Annotated in this window: 11 protein-coding genes and 4 pseudogenes; 8 read left to right on the forward strand and 7 right to left on the reverse strand. The window is 55.8% G+C overall.

The features are described 5' to 3' along the window. Positions 1-58: 58 nt before the first annotated feature. Both R1T40_RS21430 and R1T40_RS21435 read right to left on the reverse strand, forming a co-directional pair. Complete coding sequence (locus tag R1T40_RS21430) at positions 59-1,039, reverse strand: membrane dipeptidase (RefSeq protein ID WP_317387176.1); 981 nt, start codon at positions 1,037-1,039, stop codon at positions 59-61. Then, a complete protein-coding gene (locus tag R1T40_RS21435) occupies positions 1,039-2,487 on the reverse strand; it encodes an aldehyde dehydrogenase family protein (protein WP_317387177.1) in 1,449 nt (482 codons plus the stop codon). Before R1T40_RS21435 ends, R1T40_RS21430 begins: the two co-directional genes overlap by 1 nt. Positions 2,488-2,603: 116 nt before the next feature. Between R1T40_RS21435 and R1T40_RS21440 the strand changes: the two genes are divergently transcribed. From R1T40_RS21440 to R1T40_RS21470, 7 genes and pseudogenes are all read left to right on the forward strand, one after another. Further along, entirely contained in the window at positions 2,604-3,530 is a 927-nt protein-coding gene (locus R1T40_RS21440) for a LysR family transcriptional regulator (RefSeq protein ID WP_106164978.1), read from the forward strand. Between the two features lie 163 nt (positions 3,531-3,693). Continuing rightward, positions 3,694-3,957 (forward strand): annotated as a pseudogene (locus R1T40_RS21445) (transposase); the annotation flags it as partial. A gap of 69 nt (positions 3,958-4,026) precedes the next feature. Further along, a protein-coding gene (locus R1T40_RS21450; protein ID WP_317387178.1) for an IS5 family transposase occupies positions 4,027-4,784 on the forward strand; the annotation gives its coding sequence in 2 pieces (ribosomal slippage) (positions 4,027-4,351 and positions 4,351-4,784; 759 coding nt in all). Between the two features lie 481 nt (positions 4,785-5,265). Continuing rightward, positions 5,266-7,044, forward strand: a complete 1,779-nt coding sequence (locus R1T40_RS21455) for a CHASE domain-containing protein (protein ID WP_317387179.1) — start codon at positions 5,266-5,268, stop codon at positions 7,042-7,044. 13 nt (positions 7,045-7,057) lie between these two features. Continuing rightward, the gene (locus R1T40_RS21460; protein WP_317387180.1) at positions 7,058-7,468 is read left to right on the forward strand and encodes a response regulator; all 411 of its coding nucleotides are present in this window, start codon (positions 7,058-7,060) and stop codon (positions 7,466-7,468) included. 120 nt (positions 7,469-7,588) lie between these two features. Further along, positions 7,589-8,347, forward strand: coding sequence for a response regulator (locus R1T40_RS21465; protein ID WP_106165742.1), 759 nt, complete (start codon positions 7,589-7,591; stop codon positions 8,345-8,347). A gap of 290 nt (positions 8,348-8,637) precedes the next feature. Continuing rightward, positions 8,638-8,754 (forward strand): annotated as a pseudogene (locus R1T40_RS21470) (transposase); the annotation flags it as partial. 237 nt (positions 8,755-8,991) lie between these two features. On the opposite strand, the gene R1T40_RS21475 reads toward R1T40_RS21470, so the two are convergent. Continuing rightward, the gene (locus R1T40_RS21475; RefSeq protein ID WP_317387181.1) at positions 8,992-10,008 is read right to left on the reverse strand and encodes an IS110 family RNA-guided transposase; all 1,017 of its coding nucleotides are present in this window, start codon (positions 10,006-10,008) and stop codon (positions 8,992-8,994) included. A 67-nt stretch (positions 10,009-10,075) separates the two neighbouring features. Here R1T40_RS21475 and R1T40_RS21480 point away from each other — a divergent pair. Continuing rightward, positions 10,076-10,767: pseudogene (locus R1T40_RS21480) on the forward strand (IS3 family transposase); the annotation flags it as partial. 234 nt (positions 10,768-11,001) lie between these two features. Here the strand turns inward: R1T40_RS21480 and R1T40_RS21485 are convergent. The 4 genes and pseudogenes from R1T40_RS21485 to R1T40_RS21500 form a co-directional block, all read right to left on the reverse strand. Further along, a pseudogene (locus R1T40_RS21485) lies at positions 11,002-11,564 on the reverse strand (transposase); the annotation flags it as partial. A gap of 214 nt (positions 11,565-11,778) precedes the next feature. Continuing rightward, entirely contained in the window at positions 11,779-12,060 is a 282-nt protein-coding gene (locus R1T40_RS21490; RefSeq protein WP_394805045.1) for a 3'-5' exonuclease family protein, read from the reverse strand. Positions 12,061-12,155: 95 nt separating this feature from the next. Then, positions 12,156-12,398, reverse strand: coding sequence for a hypothetical protein (locus tag R1T40_RS21495; RefSeq protein ID WP_102875615.1), 243 nt, complete (start codon positions 12,396-12,398; stop codon positions 12,156-12,158). Positions 12,399-12,431: 33 nt separating this feature from the next. Beyond that, positions 12,432-13,304 carry a LysR substrate-binding domain-containing protein gene (locus tag R1T40_RS21500; RefSeq protein WP_317387182.1) on the reverse strand — a complete coding sequence of 291 codons (873 nt, stop codon included), beginning with the start codon at positions 13,302-13,304 and terminating at the stop codon, positions 12,432-12,434. Positions 13,305-13,398: the final 94 nt, after the last annotated feature.

Raw genomic sequence — 13,398 nt, forward strand, 5'->3', positions numbered from 1 at the left:
CTCCCGTTGTCCGCCCGTGCCGCGTCTGCCGCGCGGGCAAGTTGTCCTCTTCGACCGGTTATGTTGTTGTTTTGGGGCCAAAGTTTTCAGAAAAGAAGCGATACCAGTTGCCGCCCATGATGCCGCCCACCTCCGCCTCGCTTAGGCCGGTGGCGCGCAAGCCGCGCTCGATATTGGAAAAGTCGCGGTTATCGCGGAACCATTCGGGCATGTCCGGGAAACCAGGCGCGGATTTTGACCCCTCGCCATAGTCGATTTCTTTGGTCCAGCGGCCCACGCGCATCCATTCCACCACGCTGTCGGGCTGGTCCTGACACAGGTCGGTGCCGATCCCGAGTTGCGTCGCGCCGAACCGTTCGGCGGTGCGGGCCACCATTTCGCAGAAGTCCTGCAAGCTGCATTCCGATTTGCCCTTCAGGTGATGCGGGTAGACCGAAAAGCCGAACATGCCGCCGTTTTCCGTAACCGCACGGATGACGTCGTCGCGCTTGTTGCGCAGCGCCGGGGCCCAAGCATGCGGGTTGGCATGGGTGATTGCGATGGGCCGGTCGGAATGGTCTGCCGCCGCGATGGTGGAGCGATCGCCGGAATGGCTCATGTCCACCACCAGGCCGACACAATTCATCTCCCGCACCACCTGCTTGCCCATGCGGGTCAGCCCGGTGTCCTCGTCCTCGTAGCAGCCCGAGGCCAGCAGCGACTGGTTGTTGTAGGTCAGCTGCATGAAGCGGGCGCCTAGGGTGTGTACGATCTCCACTAGGCTGATATCATCCTCGATCGGACTTGGGTTCTGGAATCCGAAGAACACGGCCGTGCGTTCGGTGGCTCGGGCGGTGTCGATATCGGCGGCTGTCTGCCCCTTGAGGATCAGATCCGGAAATTGCTCGAACCAGCGGTTCCATTTCTCAAAGTTGAGCACCGTTTCGCGGAAATTCTCGTGGTAGGCGATGGTGACATGGATCGCGTCCACGCCACCTTCGCGCAGCTGCCGGAAGATCTTTTCCGACCAGTTGGCATATTGCAGGCCGTCGATCCGCATTACACAGGCCCGGCGCTGATGTAGGCGGTCTTGACCGTGGTGTAGAACTCTGCCGCGGCCTTGCCCTGTTCGCGCGGCCCGTAAGAGCTGTCACCGCGCCCGCCAAAGGGCACGTGGTAGTCGGTGCCCGCCGTCGGCAGGTTCACGGTCACCACGCCGGTACGTGCGTTGCGGCGGAAATGGGTGGCGCAGGCGAGCGAGCGGGTCACGATGCCCGATGTCAGGCCGAAGTTGGTGTCATTCACCACCGACAGCGCCTCGTCATAGCTTGCGACCTTGATGACCGAGGTCAGCGGCGCGAACATCTCTTCGCGGTTGATGCGCATCTGGTTGGTGGTGTTCAGGAACACGCCCGGCGACATGTAGAAGCCCTCGGTTGCCCTCTCCAGCCGCTGGCCGCCGCAGGCCAGTTCCGCGCCCTCGGAACGGCCAAGATCCACATAGGCGAGGTTGTCGGTCAGTTGCTGCTTGCTCACCACCGGGCCCATCTGGGTGCCGTGCTCCAGCGCATGGCCGACCGTCATCGCTTGGGTGCCGGCTACCAGTTTCTCAACAAAGGCATCGTGCACGGCCTCATGGACCACAAGGCGCGAAGACGCGGTGCATTTCTGACCGGTGCCGCCGAATGCGCCGCCAACGGCCAGCGTCACAGCCAGGTCCAGATCCGCGTCGTCCATCACCGCCAGCGCGTTCTTGGAGCCCATTTCCATCTGCACCTTGGTCAGGTTCTGGATTGCCGCCGCCGCGATGCCCTTGCCCACCGGCACCGAGCCGGTAAAGGAAATCGCGTCGATCTGCGGGCTTTCAACAAGCCTCTGGCCGATGCTGCGGCCAGCGCCCATAACGAGGCTGAACAGCCCCCGGGGAATATCCTGGCGCGCGATAATCTCGGTCAGGGCCACGGCAGAGGCCGGGGTCACATTGGCCGGTTTCCACACCACGGCATTGCCATAGCACAGCGCCGGCGCGATCTTCCACGCGGCGGTGGCGGTGGGGAAATTCCACGGGCTGATGATCGCCACGGTGCCGACGGGTTCGCGGCGCACGTCGATTTCCACACCAGCACGAACGGAGTCGGCGTTCTCGCCCAACTGGCGCAGGCATTCGGCAGCGTAGTAGGTAAAGAACTGACCGGCGCGATAGATCTCGCCCCTGCCCTCGGCCAGCGGTTTGCCTTCTTCGCGCGAGAGCAACGTGCCGAGTTCTTCGGCCCGGGTCATCAGCTCGGTGCCGATCGCCATCAGCACCGCCTGTTTGCGTTCCATCCCGTAGGCGGCCCATTCCTGCTGCGCGCTGCGGGCATGCGCCAGCGTCGCATCAAGCTGATCGCTGCTGGCCTGGGTAAACAGCCCGACCAGATCGGAGAGGTCGGAGGGATTGCGGTTCTCGATCTCGCCTTCGCCAGCCTGCCATTCGCCTGCAATCAGGTTCTTTTGAATCTCTCTCATGGATGTCTTGCCTTGTCAGGAGTCCGTTTTCTCCGGTATGGACTCGCTGATTTCATTCAGGCAAACTTAAAGTTCTTAAGTAAATTTCAGATTTGCTGAAATTCAGGAGCAAAACCATGCTCAAAATTGAGACTTTGCGCGCCTATGTGACCGTGGCCCGCAGCGGCAACCTGAGCGACGCGGCAGAGGTTCTGGGCAGAACTCCCTCGGCCCTGTCGATGATGTTGAAACAGCTAGAGGCGCATCTGGACGAACCGCTGTTCGAGACGGATCGGAAGAACCGGCTGACGGCCTTGGGCGCTTTTGTGCTCGAGCAGGCGGAGCGGGAGGTTCAGCATTTCGACACCACCGTGCGCGCCATCGAGGGATATGCCCGCGCCGTCTACGGGCGGGTGCGGATCGCAACCGTGCCCTCGGTTGCAGGCACCATCATTCCGCAGGTGTTTTCGCGCTACATCAACGACTTCGGGGAGGTGGACGTCGAGGTTCGCGACATGGACTCCAGCTCTATCCGGCATGAGCTGTCGCGCAATCGTATAGACATTGGCATTGCCACCAAGGGCAAACATGATGCGGGGCTTCACAGCGAGTTGCTGTTGTCGGACGAGTTTGGGGTGATCTGCGCACCTGACCATCCACTGGCGCAGCAGGATGGGCCAGTGAGCTGGGCAGAGCTGGCCGAACATCGCCTGATTGCCAACAGCCTCTCGGCCGGGATCGAAGCGGCCGCTGCGCGGGACCTGCATGCGCAGGCGCTACTGACGGCGCAGAACCTGACCTCGATCTTTGGCATGCTGCGCGCGAAAATCGGGGTCACACTGCTGCCGGAAATGGCCATATCGGCTGCAGCTGTGGGTGAACTGGTGTTTCGTCCGCTAGCGGATGCGACGGCGCGGCGCGAAATTCACCTGCTGCGTAAGGCCGATTCGTCTATCTCGCCCGCGGCACGCTTTCTGGAAGAATGCATCAAAGAGACGGTGGCGACGTTGCAGGTCGGGTCGGAGGCCGCTCTTGATGCTGCGCGCCTGTCAGACGCGCCCTGAACCGTGCCTCAACCGCTCTCCTATGTGGATCGTTGCAGACCCACCTTGGCAAATTGATGCCGTCGGGGGCGTTTACATCACCAAAGCCAACACAGCTAGGGTCAGAATTCACTGATTTCGGCCACGCTGCGTGTTTCACGCGCCGGAAAACAGAGCGGTGATTATGAGCGGTTTTTTTTGGCTGTCCGACGAGCAAATGGCACGTCTGGAACCTTTTTATCCGAAGTCTCATGGCAAGCCTCGAGTTGAAGATAAGTGTGTTTTAAGCGGGTATTATCTTCATCAACCGCAATGGGTTAAGGTGGCGCGATGCTCCTAGCGCCTATGGCCCTCACAGTTGAAGGGGACCGTGGCTCCGGAAACATTCTACAGTCGCTGGAAGCGCTGGAGTGAGACATGTGTTTTCGCTTGGATGATGGTGGGGCTGCCCTAGGGTCAGGATGCATTGATTTCTGTTGCGCTGCGTGATTCACGCTTCCGAAAACGGAGCGATGACATGAGCGATCTCTTCTGGCTGACCGACGCGCAGATGGCACGTCTGGCTCCCTTCTTTCCCAAGTCACACGGGAAGCCCCGGGTTGATGACAAGCGGGTGCTGAGCGGGATTATCATCATCAATCGCAATGGCTTGCGGTGGCGTGACGCTCCTGCTGCATATGGCCCGCACAAGACGCTCTACAGCCGCTGGAAGCGCTGGAGCGAGAAAGGCATCTTCGCGCGGATGATGGCCGGACTGGCGGCGGAACACGGCGAGAAGACGACCGTGATGATCGACGCGACATACCTCAAGGCCCACCGAACAGCGACCAGCATGGCCGCCAAAAAGGGGGGCGTGGTCGCCTGATTGGTCGAACCAAAGGCGGTATGAACACCAAGCTGCATGCCATCTGCGACAGTCAGGGACGACCAATCGACCTGTTCGTCACCGCCGGACAGGTCAGCGATTATATCGGCGCACGCGCGCTGCTCAGTGGTCTGCCAAACGTCAAATGGCTACTCGGGGATCGTGGCTATGACGCCGATTGGTTCAGAGAAGCGTTGCTGGACAAGGGGATACGCGCCTGTATCCCAGGCCGGAAGAAACGCAAGACACCGGTCAAATACGACAAAAGGAGACACAAGCGGCGCAACCGCATCGAGATCATGTTCGGCAGGCTCAAGGACTGGCGGCGCGTCGCGACCCGCTATGATCGATGCCCGAAGGTGTTCCTCTCAGCCATCGCCCTCGCGGCTCTCGTCATTTACTGGTTATGAATCCTGACCCTAAGAAGCCCGATATACATCAGGAATCGCGACCTCCGATGTAGAGCCAAAACAGACCGTTGCAATTAGGCGGGGTCCACATACCTCCATACAGGTCATTCGGGTCAGGGACCCGAGGGGTGAGATACCGCGCCCCACTCAAGTGAAAGTGGAGCGCCGATGCTCGGTGTTATTACGCTAGCCCTTTGCCAAATGGAGCGGTGTTGGTGCTGCCATAGTGCGAGCGGAAGACGCTATTTTGCTAACTACATCGTTCAGTCACAGCTGAATTCCACCAAGACGCCGGTATGCGGGAGCCATCGGTGTGTGAAATCTGCGTTTTCAGTTTCTGTGTCACGAAGCGCACACGCTAAATGACGGGATAAATGGCTGAAACACACCGATAGTTAATAACTTTCGTGGAGAAATATCTCAGAGTGTGTTGCTGTAGATTTGCGCTGGTATGGTAGATCTACCTTGATGAGGTGCCTACATGACGTCAGCTAATGTTCAGGAACGTAAGATTTCCTCTCTTCATGTTCTGGTAGTCAGTCTATCCTTGATGATGACCATCGGAGCTTGGTTGTATTCCAAGCAGCAGGTAAATCTTCAGATTGAGTCTCGTTTTGAGGCCTCAAAAAACCGCACAATAGATCTCATTGTAGACCGAATGTCGCGGTACGAGGACGCTCTCTGGTCGGGGGTTGCCCACGTCGATACGTTAGGCGCGGATGTCACCGCAGCAAGCTGGAAGCACTTCGCGTCCTCTCTCAACATTGAGGAAAAATATCCTGGTGTGAATGGCATCGGCCTTATCCAGTTCGTGGATAGACAGAACCTCCAAGCCTATATGACTGCGCGGGAAAGCGAGGAGAGAGACTTCTCAATTTTCCCTGAACATGACCTCGATTTCTTGCTGCCGATCACCTTTATCGAGCCCGAAAACATCAATGCCGCTGCAGTCGGGCTGGACGTTGCCCATGAAACCAACAGACGAACCGGTCTCCTGGCAAGCAGAGACTCTGGTGGAGCACAGATTACTGGTCCGATTTTCCTCGTGCAGGATAGCGGTCATACACCTGGCTTTCTCTTCTACACGCCGTTCTACTCAGGCGCAGCACCAACATCTTTGAGCGAGCGTAGAGACCGTTTTGCAGGCGTGGTCTATGCGCCCTTTGTGGTGCGCAAGCTCGTCGAAGGACTGCTCTCCAAGGACCTCCGCGATGTCCGTTTCAGCCTACGCGATGGCGAACAGCTTATTTACAATGAACATGATCCGGACGAACCCCTTCACGACGACGCTCCATTGTTCACAGATACAGTCGAGTTGGACATGTACGGCCGGATATGGACAGTCGATGTGAGGACCAATCAGGCTTTCAGGGCGCAAAACAGTTTTGATCAGCCGAACTTGATCCTCGCAGGAGGATTGATCATCGAGATTCTGGTGATCTCCATGCTGGTAATGCTAACTCGTTCAAATCAACAGGCACATCGTTATGCCGAGGAGCTCACCAAGGAGCTTCGGACGAAGACCGACCACCTTGAAAAGGCGAATGCCGAAATTGAGCAATTTGTCTATGTTGCCTCTCATGATCTGAAAACACCAGTGCGAGGGATAGGTTTCCTGGCAGATGTGATAGAAGAAGACCTTGAGGAAATAATTGGCCCGCTTGCGAAACACCCGGAAATCAAATCTCAAATAGACATGATTCGAGAACGAGTTAGTCGAATGAACGACCTCACCAAGGGGATTATGGAGTTCTCGCGCGTTGGGCATCGCGATAGTGACGCTGGAGAGCACTTGTCGGTGAGCAAACTTATCGAGGATTGCGTTGCCGATTTTGAAGTTGATGCCACTACAGTGCAGTGCAGTTCGGATGTAGAGTTTATACGCTATGACAGTCACAACTTTCGGCGTGTCATGGAAAATCTCATTGGCAACGCGCTGAAGTATCACCCTAACCCGCGCATTGCCAGAATAGAGGTTTCGATTGAAGATCTCGGAGAGCACCTGCGCGTCGCTGTCAAAGACGACGGAGATGGAATTCCCGCAGAGTTTCATGAAAAAATATTCGCTGTTTTTCAGACCCTTAGGGTGGGATCTGGACCGGAGAGCACGGGGATTGGTCTTGCGATTGTGAAGAAGGCCATTCAGCGGAATGGATTTGACATCTGGCTAAGTTCATCCGATGGGCACGGCGCAGAGTTCAAGTTCGATTGGCCGAAGAACCAAATGCAGGCTGAAATTGAGTTGGAGAATGTAGCCTAAGATGAAACGTCAAATGAACATCCTTCTGGTAGAAGACAATAATCTCGATGCAATGATGGTCGAACGTGCATTGTCAAAAGTTGATCCGGATGCATTTGTAATCAGAGCAGTGGATGGTGTAGAGGCGCTGGAAATTATCGACGCCGATAATATTCCTAGACCCTATTTCATAATGCTCGATGTCAACATGCCTCGTATGAATGGACATGAGTTTCTGCAAAAACTACGGATGAACAAAAGGGACTCTGGAAGCATGGTGTTTATGTTCACAACATCTGACAGCGCTCGAGATATCGCCAAAGCCTATAGCGAGAGAGTAAACGGCTACATTGTTAAGCCGCATGGAAAGGCCGGCATGCATAGCATACTGGATACTATTAGAGGCTATTGGAACATCTGTGAACCACCCATGAATGCAGCCTAGCTTCTGACTTGCATCAAACCTGACCGGATGTAATCGGTCGATCCTACTCAAACAGAACTATGCTCTAGCGCTGATCGCAACTGAGACAGGCCTCTCGCCACTAAATAGGGAATCCACGTCATGACGTCAGATCGACCTCTCGGAAATCGGGATCTACTACCATCGCACCTCAGGACTGAAATCGGCATTGAGGGGACAGCTGTTAGCAAAACACGTCTCAAGGTTCTGACGCTGGATGACGATAACGTGGACAGAATGCGTTTGATTCGTATCTGTGAGAAGTCGGGGATGAGTTTTGAATATTCAGAAGCGGAAAACTTGAGCCAACTACGGTCTCTTTTGGACCAAGAACCCTTCGACATTGTGTTCCTGGATCACAACCTAGGACGTGATAGCGGACTGGACGCACTCCATATGGTCATCTCACATGAAGACCAGTCCGGGGCGATTCCGATTATGGTCACCGGCGCCAACGATCTTAAAATCGCAATGGATGCGATGCGGAATGGATGTGCCGACTATCTCGTAAAGGAAGAGCTAACAGTGGCTTCGTTAACAAAATCGGTTGCGACTGCGGTTGAACGGCGCATGCTCTATGCTGAAATTTCCGCTAGCAAGATGGTTAATCGCGAAGTCGCTAAAGTCGTTCAGCGATTCATGCTCACTTGTGGACCAGATATCCGGGATATCTTGAAGAATTCAATCAAGAAAACTCGTGGTATGAAGGCATTGATCCGTAACGACGAGACGCTCGACCCGCAGATTCTGTCTGATCTGACGGTCTTAGAGAGAGGGTGTCTAGATCTCACAACATTCGTTGACGATTTGGATAGCGTCCTGCACGGACTTCGGGCCAGTGCGCGTGATCCGAACCACTAGCTGTGTCCGTTTTGGCGAAGATCTCCTGCAGCGTTCGGCCAGCTCCAACGTGTGTGCAGTGCTATTTTGATCGCCAACGAAGATGTGAACTTCCGCTCCGGAAGTCGGGCGGATTTGTTCGTGCTTGCAACCGGGCACCGCTGAAATTCACATGACCTTTGTGATTGAGCTGGCTGCCGTTCGATGATGATTTTTGGCGGCACCTGCGGCGAAGGGCGGCTCTTTTGACCTGCTGCCCTGAAAAGTCCGCGGTTTGAAGTTAGCCTGTTCTCCAAACGAGGAGACAGACGATGCGGAAGAGCCGTTTCAGCGAAGAGCAGATCATTGGGGTCCTGAAGGAGCACCAAGCCGGGATGGGCGCCAAAGAGCTCTGCCGGAAGCACGGCATCAGCGATGGCACGTTTTACATCTATGGATGTCTCTCCCTTTGCAAGATTTTCGCTGATTTGTTCCACCGCCAGGTCCCAGGTTGCAAACATCTATCCGGCGTCACCCTTCGATGGTGCGCCCAAATGGGAATTCCGCGTGGTGAGCCTCAACAAATGGTCGGCCTCAGCAGGCCATTATAAAAGCCAGGTTCCTCACACACCGGAGTTTGCCGGTCGGTTCATTTCATTGATCTTCTTGCAATCCTTGTTGCGTGCTTAAGCGTGGGCGCGGAACTCTTCGTTTCTGTTCAGCATGGCCCAGATGATCCCGGCGTTTTTGTTGGCCACGGCGACGATAGCGCGGTTCATACCGCGTCGTTCGCGAAGGCTGTTGACCCATCGACTGAAGGGGTCCGTCTTTCGCTGCGCTACACGGACTACTGATCGGGCACCATGGATCAGAAGGGTTCGGAGATGTCTGTCTCCGCGTTTGCTGATCCCCATGAGTAGCCTCTTGTCGCCGCTTGAGTGCTGCCGTGGAACCAGCCCCATCCATGCGGCCAGATGTCGGCCGTTCTTGAACTCACGGCCATCGCCCACGGCTGCGACAACAGCGGTCGCTGTCTTTGGGCCGACACCGCAGATGCGTGCGATCCGGCGGCAATCCTCATTGGACTTGAACACTGCATCAATGCGGCGGTCGAAGGTTGTGATCTGAGCATCAATCTGTCCCAAGAAGTCGAACAAGTCGCCAATGATCTCTCGGCTCATTGCGCTCAGCCCGTTCGTCTGGTTCTCAAGTATCTCTGGGATGGCCCGCCGTGCCCGTCCGGTCGATAAAGCGATAGGTATGCCGCGGTCCAACAGCAGGTCCCGCATTTGGCTCACGAGTGCGGTCCTGTGATTGACGAGGCGGCGGCGCGCCCGATGCAGGGCCTGAATATCCTGTTGTTCTTCTGATTTGGTCGGCACGAACTTCATGTTCGGAAGCATCAAGGCGGTACAGATGGCCTCGGCATCGTTCTGATCGTTCTTTTGATGCTTGACGAAGGGCTTGACATACTGCGGCGCGATCACCTTGACCGTATGGCCAAGCGCCTCGAACTGCCTCTGCCAATAAAATGCCCCTGTGCAGGCTTCGACACCAATGACACAGGGCTCCAGTTCAGCAATCTCGGCGAGTAATCCTTCTCGGCGGAGGCGGCGTTTCAATACGGCCTGTCCGTTAGCGTCGACTCCATGCAACTGGAACACGTTCTTGGCCAAATCAATTCCAATGAATGCGACTGTCATATCTCTCTCCATTCTACTGCGTCACACCCGCAGCGTTGCTGATTGCGGGAGAGACATCCATCCCATTAAGTGGCGCTCGAAGTATGGCGGCATGGAAGTGTCGGAGGCCAAACGGCTGAAGGCGCTGGAGGTTGAGAATGCAAAGCTGAAAAAGATGCTGGCAGAGCAGATGCTCGATGTCGGCACGCTGAAGGAGATGCTGGGAAAAAACTTCTGAAGCCCGGTGCAAGGCGGAAAGCCGTGGACTGGGCCATGACAGAGAAGAGCTACAACCAGCGGCGGGCCTGCGCCCTGGCCGGGATCGATCCGCGCGTCTATCGGCGCGGATCAACCAGACCTGCGGACACCGAGCTGCGAGAGAGGCTGAAGGAACTGTCGAGCGAACGGCGGCGCTTCGGCTATCGTCGACTGCACCTGCTTCTTGGCCGCGAGGGCTGGAAGGTGAACTGGAAGAAGCTTTACCGGATCTATCGTGAAGAGGGGCTGACTGTGCGCAAGCGCGGCGGCCGCAAACGCGCGATTGGAACGAGGGCGCCCATGGCGATCCCGCAAGGACCCAACCAGCGATGGTCCTTGGACTTCGTCTCAGACAGCCTCTCGGACGGTCGCCGCTTCCGTGTGCTTTGCGTCATCGACGACTTCAGCTGGGAATGCCTGGCAACGGTCGTGGACACCTCCCTGTCCGGGCAGCGCGTTGGTCGTGAGCTCGACAACATCGCCCGGGTGCGTGGCTATCCCTGCATGGTGGTCAGCGACAACGTCCTATGCGCGGAATGATTGGCTGATTTGGCATCAGGTCATGGTCATGCTGAAGTGCTCCAGCATGGTTGAGTGTGTGTCAGTTCGGCATTTTGGTCAACAACGTGTCTCTCCCATAACAAACACAGAGTACGCTCTTGCGGCTCTCACCGTCCTTAAGACGAGATCTTTGTGTCGTTGAGCAGAAGGCCTGAACATTATCTGCGAGGTCGAATGGTCGCCTCTAAGGCCCTGTCAGAGAAGGGTCCTTCTGCTGCCGATCACCCCTCAAAGAAAGGGCGATAGGGTTCGCCGCGTTTGATGATCCCGTGTACGGTTCGGGCCATTTTAGCGGCGATTGCGGTATACGCCTTTCGGCGCAAATGAGTGTTTTGTCGATCTTTGGCGATGTAACGCTCGAACTTGTCTCGAAAGAGGTTGGTGCGCTGCATGATGGCGACCTGGCTGGCCATCCAAAGCGTGCGGCGCAGTCGGGCGTTGCCGTATTTGGACAGCTTGGTCTGGCCTCGGAATGTACCGGACTGGATGGTTGCCAGATCCATACCGCAGAACTTTAGAAACTGGCGGTGATGCTGAAAGCGGCGCAGATCGCCTGCCTCCGCCAGGATGGTCAGCGCATTGATCGGGCCGATCCCCGGGATGGATGTCAGCAGTTGGTAGTCGTCGTTGTTCTTGAGCAGCTCGACGGCACGATCCTCAATCTGATTGCGTTGCGCGATCAGGCTTCGCCCTTCACTCAAGACCAAACGAAACATCCTGGCGGCGTCAGAGTCTGGAGCAATGGGCAGCCCTACTGTAAAATGACCCATAGTTTGCCCATTTGGTAAACACTTTTGGCATGCAAATCATAGCCTTAACCGAGACCCATCTTTGAATGTTACTCTTTGGCGCCCATAAAATACACATAGCATGTACATTAAGTCTAAGTACTATTTCTCATGAAATTTGAGCCCTCAGTTTGAGCTGATGGTTGTTTTGATGCCTTACGGCCCACGAAGTCGCCCTCTCGCATCACTGAAAATCAAAGATCAACTGCCGTGAAGCATTCAGCAGCCTGATTTTTCGCCCCATTGAAGCTTCTGCTTTCAAAGTAACTTCGGCAGCAGCACGTGCATCTTCTCCGGCATCATAGTGTTTGAATTGAAGCCCTAACACCTTTTTGAGATTGGCCAGACCATGCCCACCATTGCCCCGTAACTCCGGCCAGGCTTGGTAAAGACAATGATGCAGCATTGGCCATGATAACGGCACACGCTCACTGACTGATACAAAGCCCGACCAATAGCTGAGCAAAGCAGCCAGGCTTCTTTTCTAGACTACGCAGCACATGATAGCAGTCATTGGTACAGATTGTAGCGAACAGCGGAAGAGAGCCCATTGCAGAAGTGTCAAAATTTCGCTGCATGCGCGCGCAGCAGAGATTTTTCCGAAGCGGCGAAAGATTTTATGCTGCCTGGCAGCGGAAACAGCAGCCGTTCATGCAATGCGCAGCAAATCTGAAACCATGAATTCGAAAATTGCGGAACAATCCCGCCTTTTGCTTTTGCCTCTTTCGCTGACGCAGAAAACCTTGGTAAATTCGGCGCAGAGCGCGCGGTGTTCTTGCAAATTTCCCCAAAACCGCCGTTCATGAGCTGAACGTCCACAGGATTTCAGGCCCGCCTCTAGCTGCGATCATTTTCAGCCCGCAACCAGTTCAAAAATGCCTCCGCACCCTGAGACATCGGCCGATCCGTGAAAATGACAAAGTACCCCGCGTTTTCAACCCTGACATCGGACAATCTGACAAGTGTTCCGTCGTCAAATTCAGGTGTTATCAGATCATCCCAAAGGGCGATCCCCTGACCATCCACCACCGCCTGAACGCGGCTGTTGGAGTCCGGAATCGTCAGGCTGGACCGGCTGGGCGCGTAAGCGAGCCCAGCGGCTTTGTGCCAGGCCCGCCAACCCGCATCGCCGGAGCTGTCCCCCAAAAGCGGAAGCTGCCTGACCGCCTCGGGCAATCCAAGCTGCGTTACCCGCTCTGCGACAGCGCGGTTGGCGGTCGGGACGGCAGGCAGGGACAGAAGAAGTTCGCTCTTGTGGTCCTCCCAGCCGCCAATTCCCCAGAGGATAGCCATATCGACTTTGACAGATCTCAACATTTCGACGGAGTTGAACGGTTCGATCCGCAGGCTGATACCGGGATTGGCCTCGAAGAAGCGAGTGAGCCTTGGTGATAGCCAGCGCGACGAGAAATAGGTCAGTGCGCCAACGGTCACGGCACCTGACGCGGTACCACGCAGATCTTCGATTTCACGGTCGATCTGGCTCAAGGCTGTTTGGGACACATGCCACAACCTACGCCCTTCTTCTGTCAGCACGAGCTTTGCATGTGCACGCTCGAACAGTCGAAACCCGAGCTCGGCTTCGAGCTTGTTGATTTGGTAGCTGATCGACCCTTTCGATTGATGCATCTCGTCCGCCGCCTTGGTCATCGACAGACTGCGGGCAACGGCATCAAAGGTCTTGAGGGAATCATAAGAACGAAAGCGCATGATTATTGTCTAATTTTCTCGAACGACTTGTGCAAATCATTAGATTTGCGCTGAGCGCAATTGGTCCAATATTACCAACTTAATGCGTGGCACC

The sequence above is a fragment of the Tritonibacter scottomollicae genome (genome assembly GCF_032924845.1).
Classification (GTDB): Bacteria; Pseudomonadota; Alphaproteobacteria; order Rhodobacterales; family Rhodobacteraceae; genus Epibacterium; species Epibacterium scottomollicae.

Excerpts from the sequence above, each read along its gene's own strand:
- R1T40_RS21430 (WP_317387176.1), bottom strand. The coding sequence starts at position 1,039 with ATGCGGATCGACGGCCTGCAATATGCCAACTGGTCGGAAAAGATCTTC.
- R1T40_RS21460 (WP_317387180.1), top strand. The coding sequence starts at position 7,058 with ATGAACATCCTTCTGGTAGAAGACAATAATCTCGATGCAATGATGGTC.
- R1T40_RS21495 (WP_102875615.1), bottom strand. The coding sequence starts at position 12,398 with ATGAACGGCGGTTTTGGGGAAATTTGCAAGAACACCGCGCGCTCTGCG.
- R1T40_RS21435 (WP_317387177.1), bottom strand. The coding sequence starts at position 2,487 with ATGAGAGAGATTCAAAAGAACCTGATTGCAGGCGAATGGCAGGCTGGC.
- R1T40_RS21440 (WP_106164978.1), top strand. The coding sequence starts at position 2,604 with ATGCTCAAAATTGAGACTTTGCGCGCCTATGTGACCGTGGCCCGCAGC.
- R1T40_RS21455 (WP_317387179.1), top strand. The coding sequence starts at position 5,266 with ATGACGTCAGCTAATGTTCAGGAACGTAAGATTTCCTCTCTTCATGTT.
- R1T40_RS21500 (WP_317387182.1), bottom strand. The coding sequence starts at position 13,304 with ATGCGCTTTCGTTCTTATGATTCCCTCAAGACCTTTGATGCCGTTGCC.
- R1T40_RS21475 (WP_317387181.1), bottom strand. The coding sequence starts at position 10,008 with ATGACAGTCGCATTCATTGGAATTGATTTGGCCAAGAACGTGTTCCAG.
- R1T40_RS21465 (WP_106165742.1), top strand. The coding sequence starts at position 7,589 with ATGACGTCAGATCGACCTCTCGGAAATCGGGATCTACTACCATCGCAC.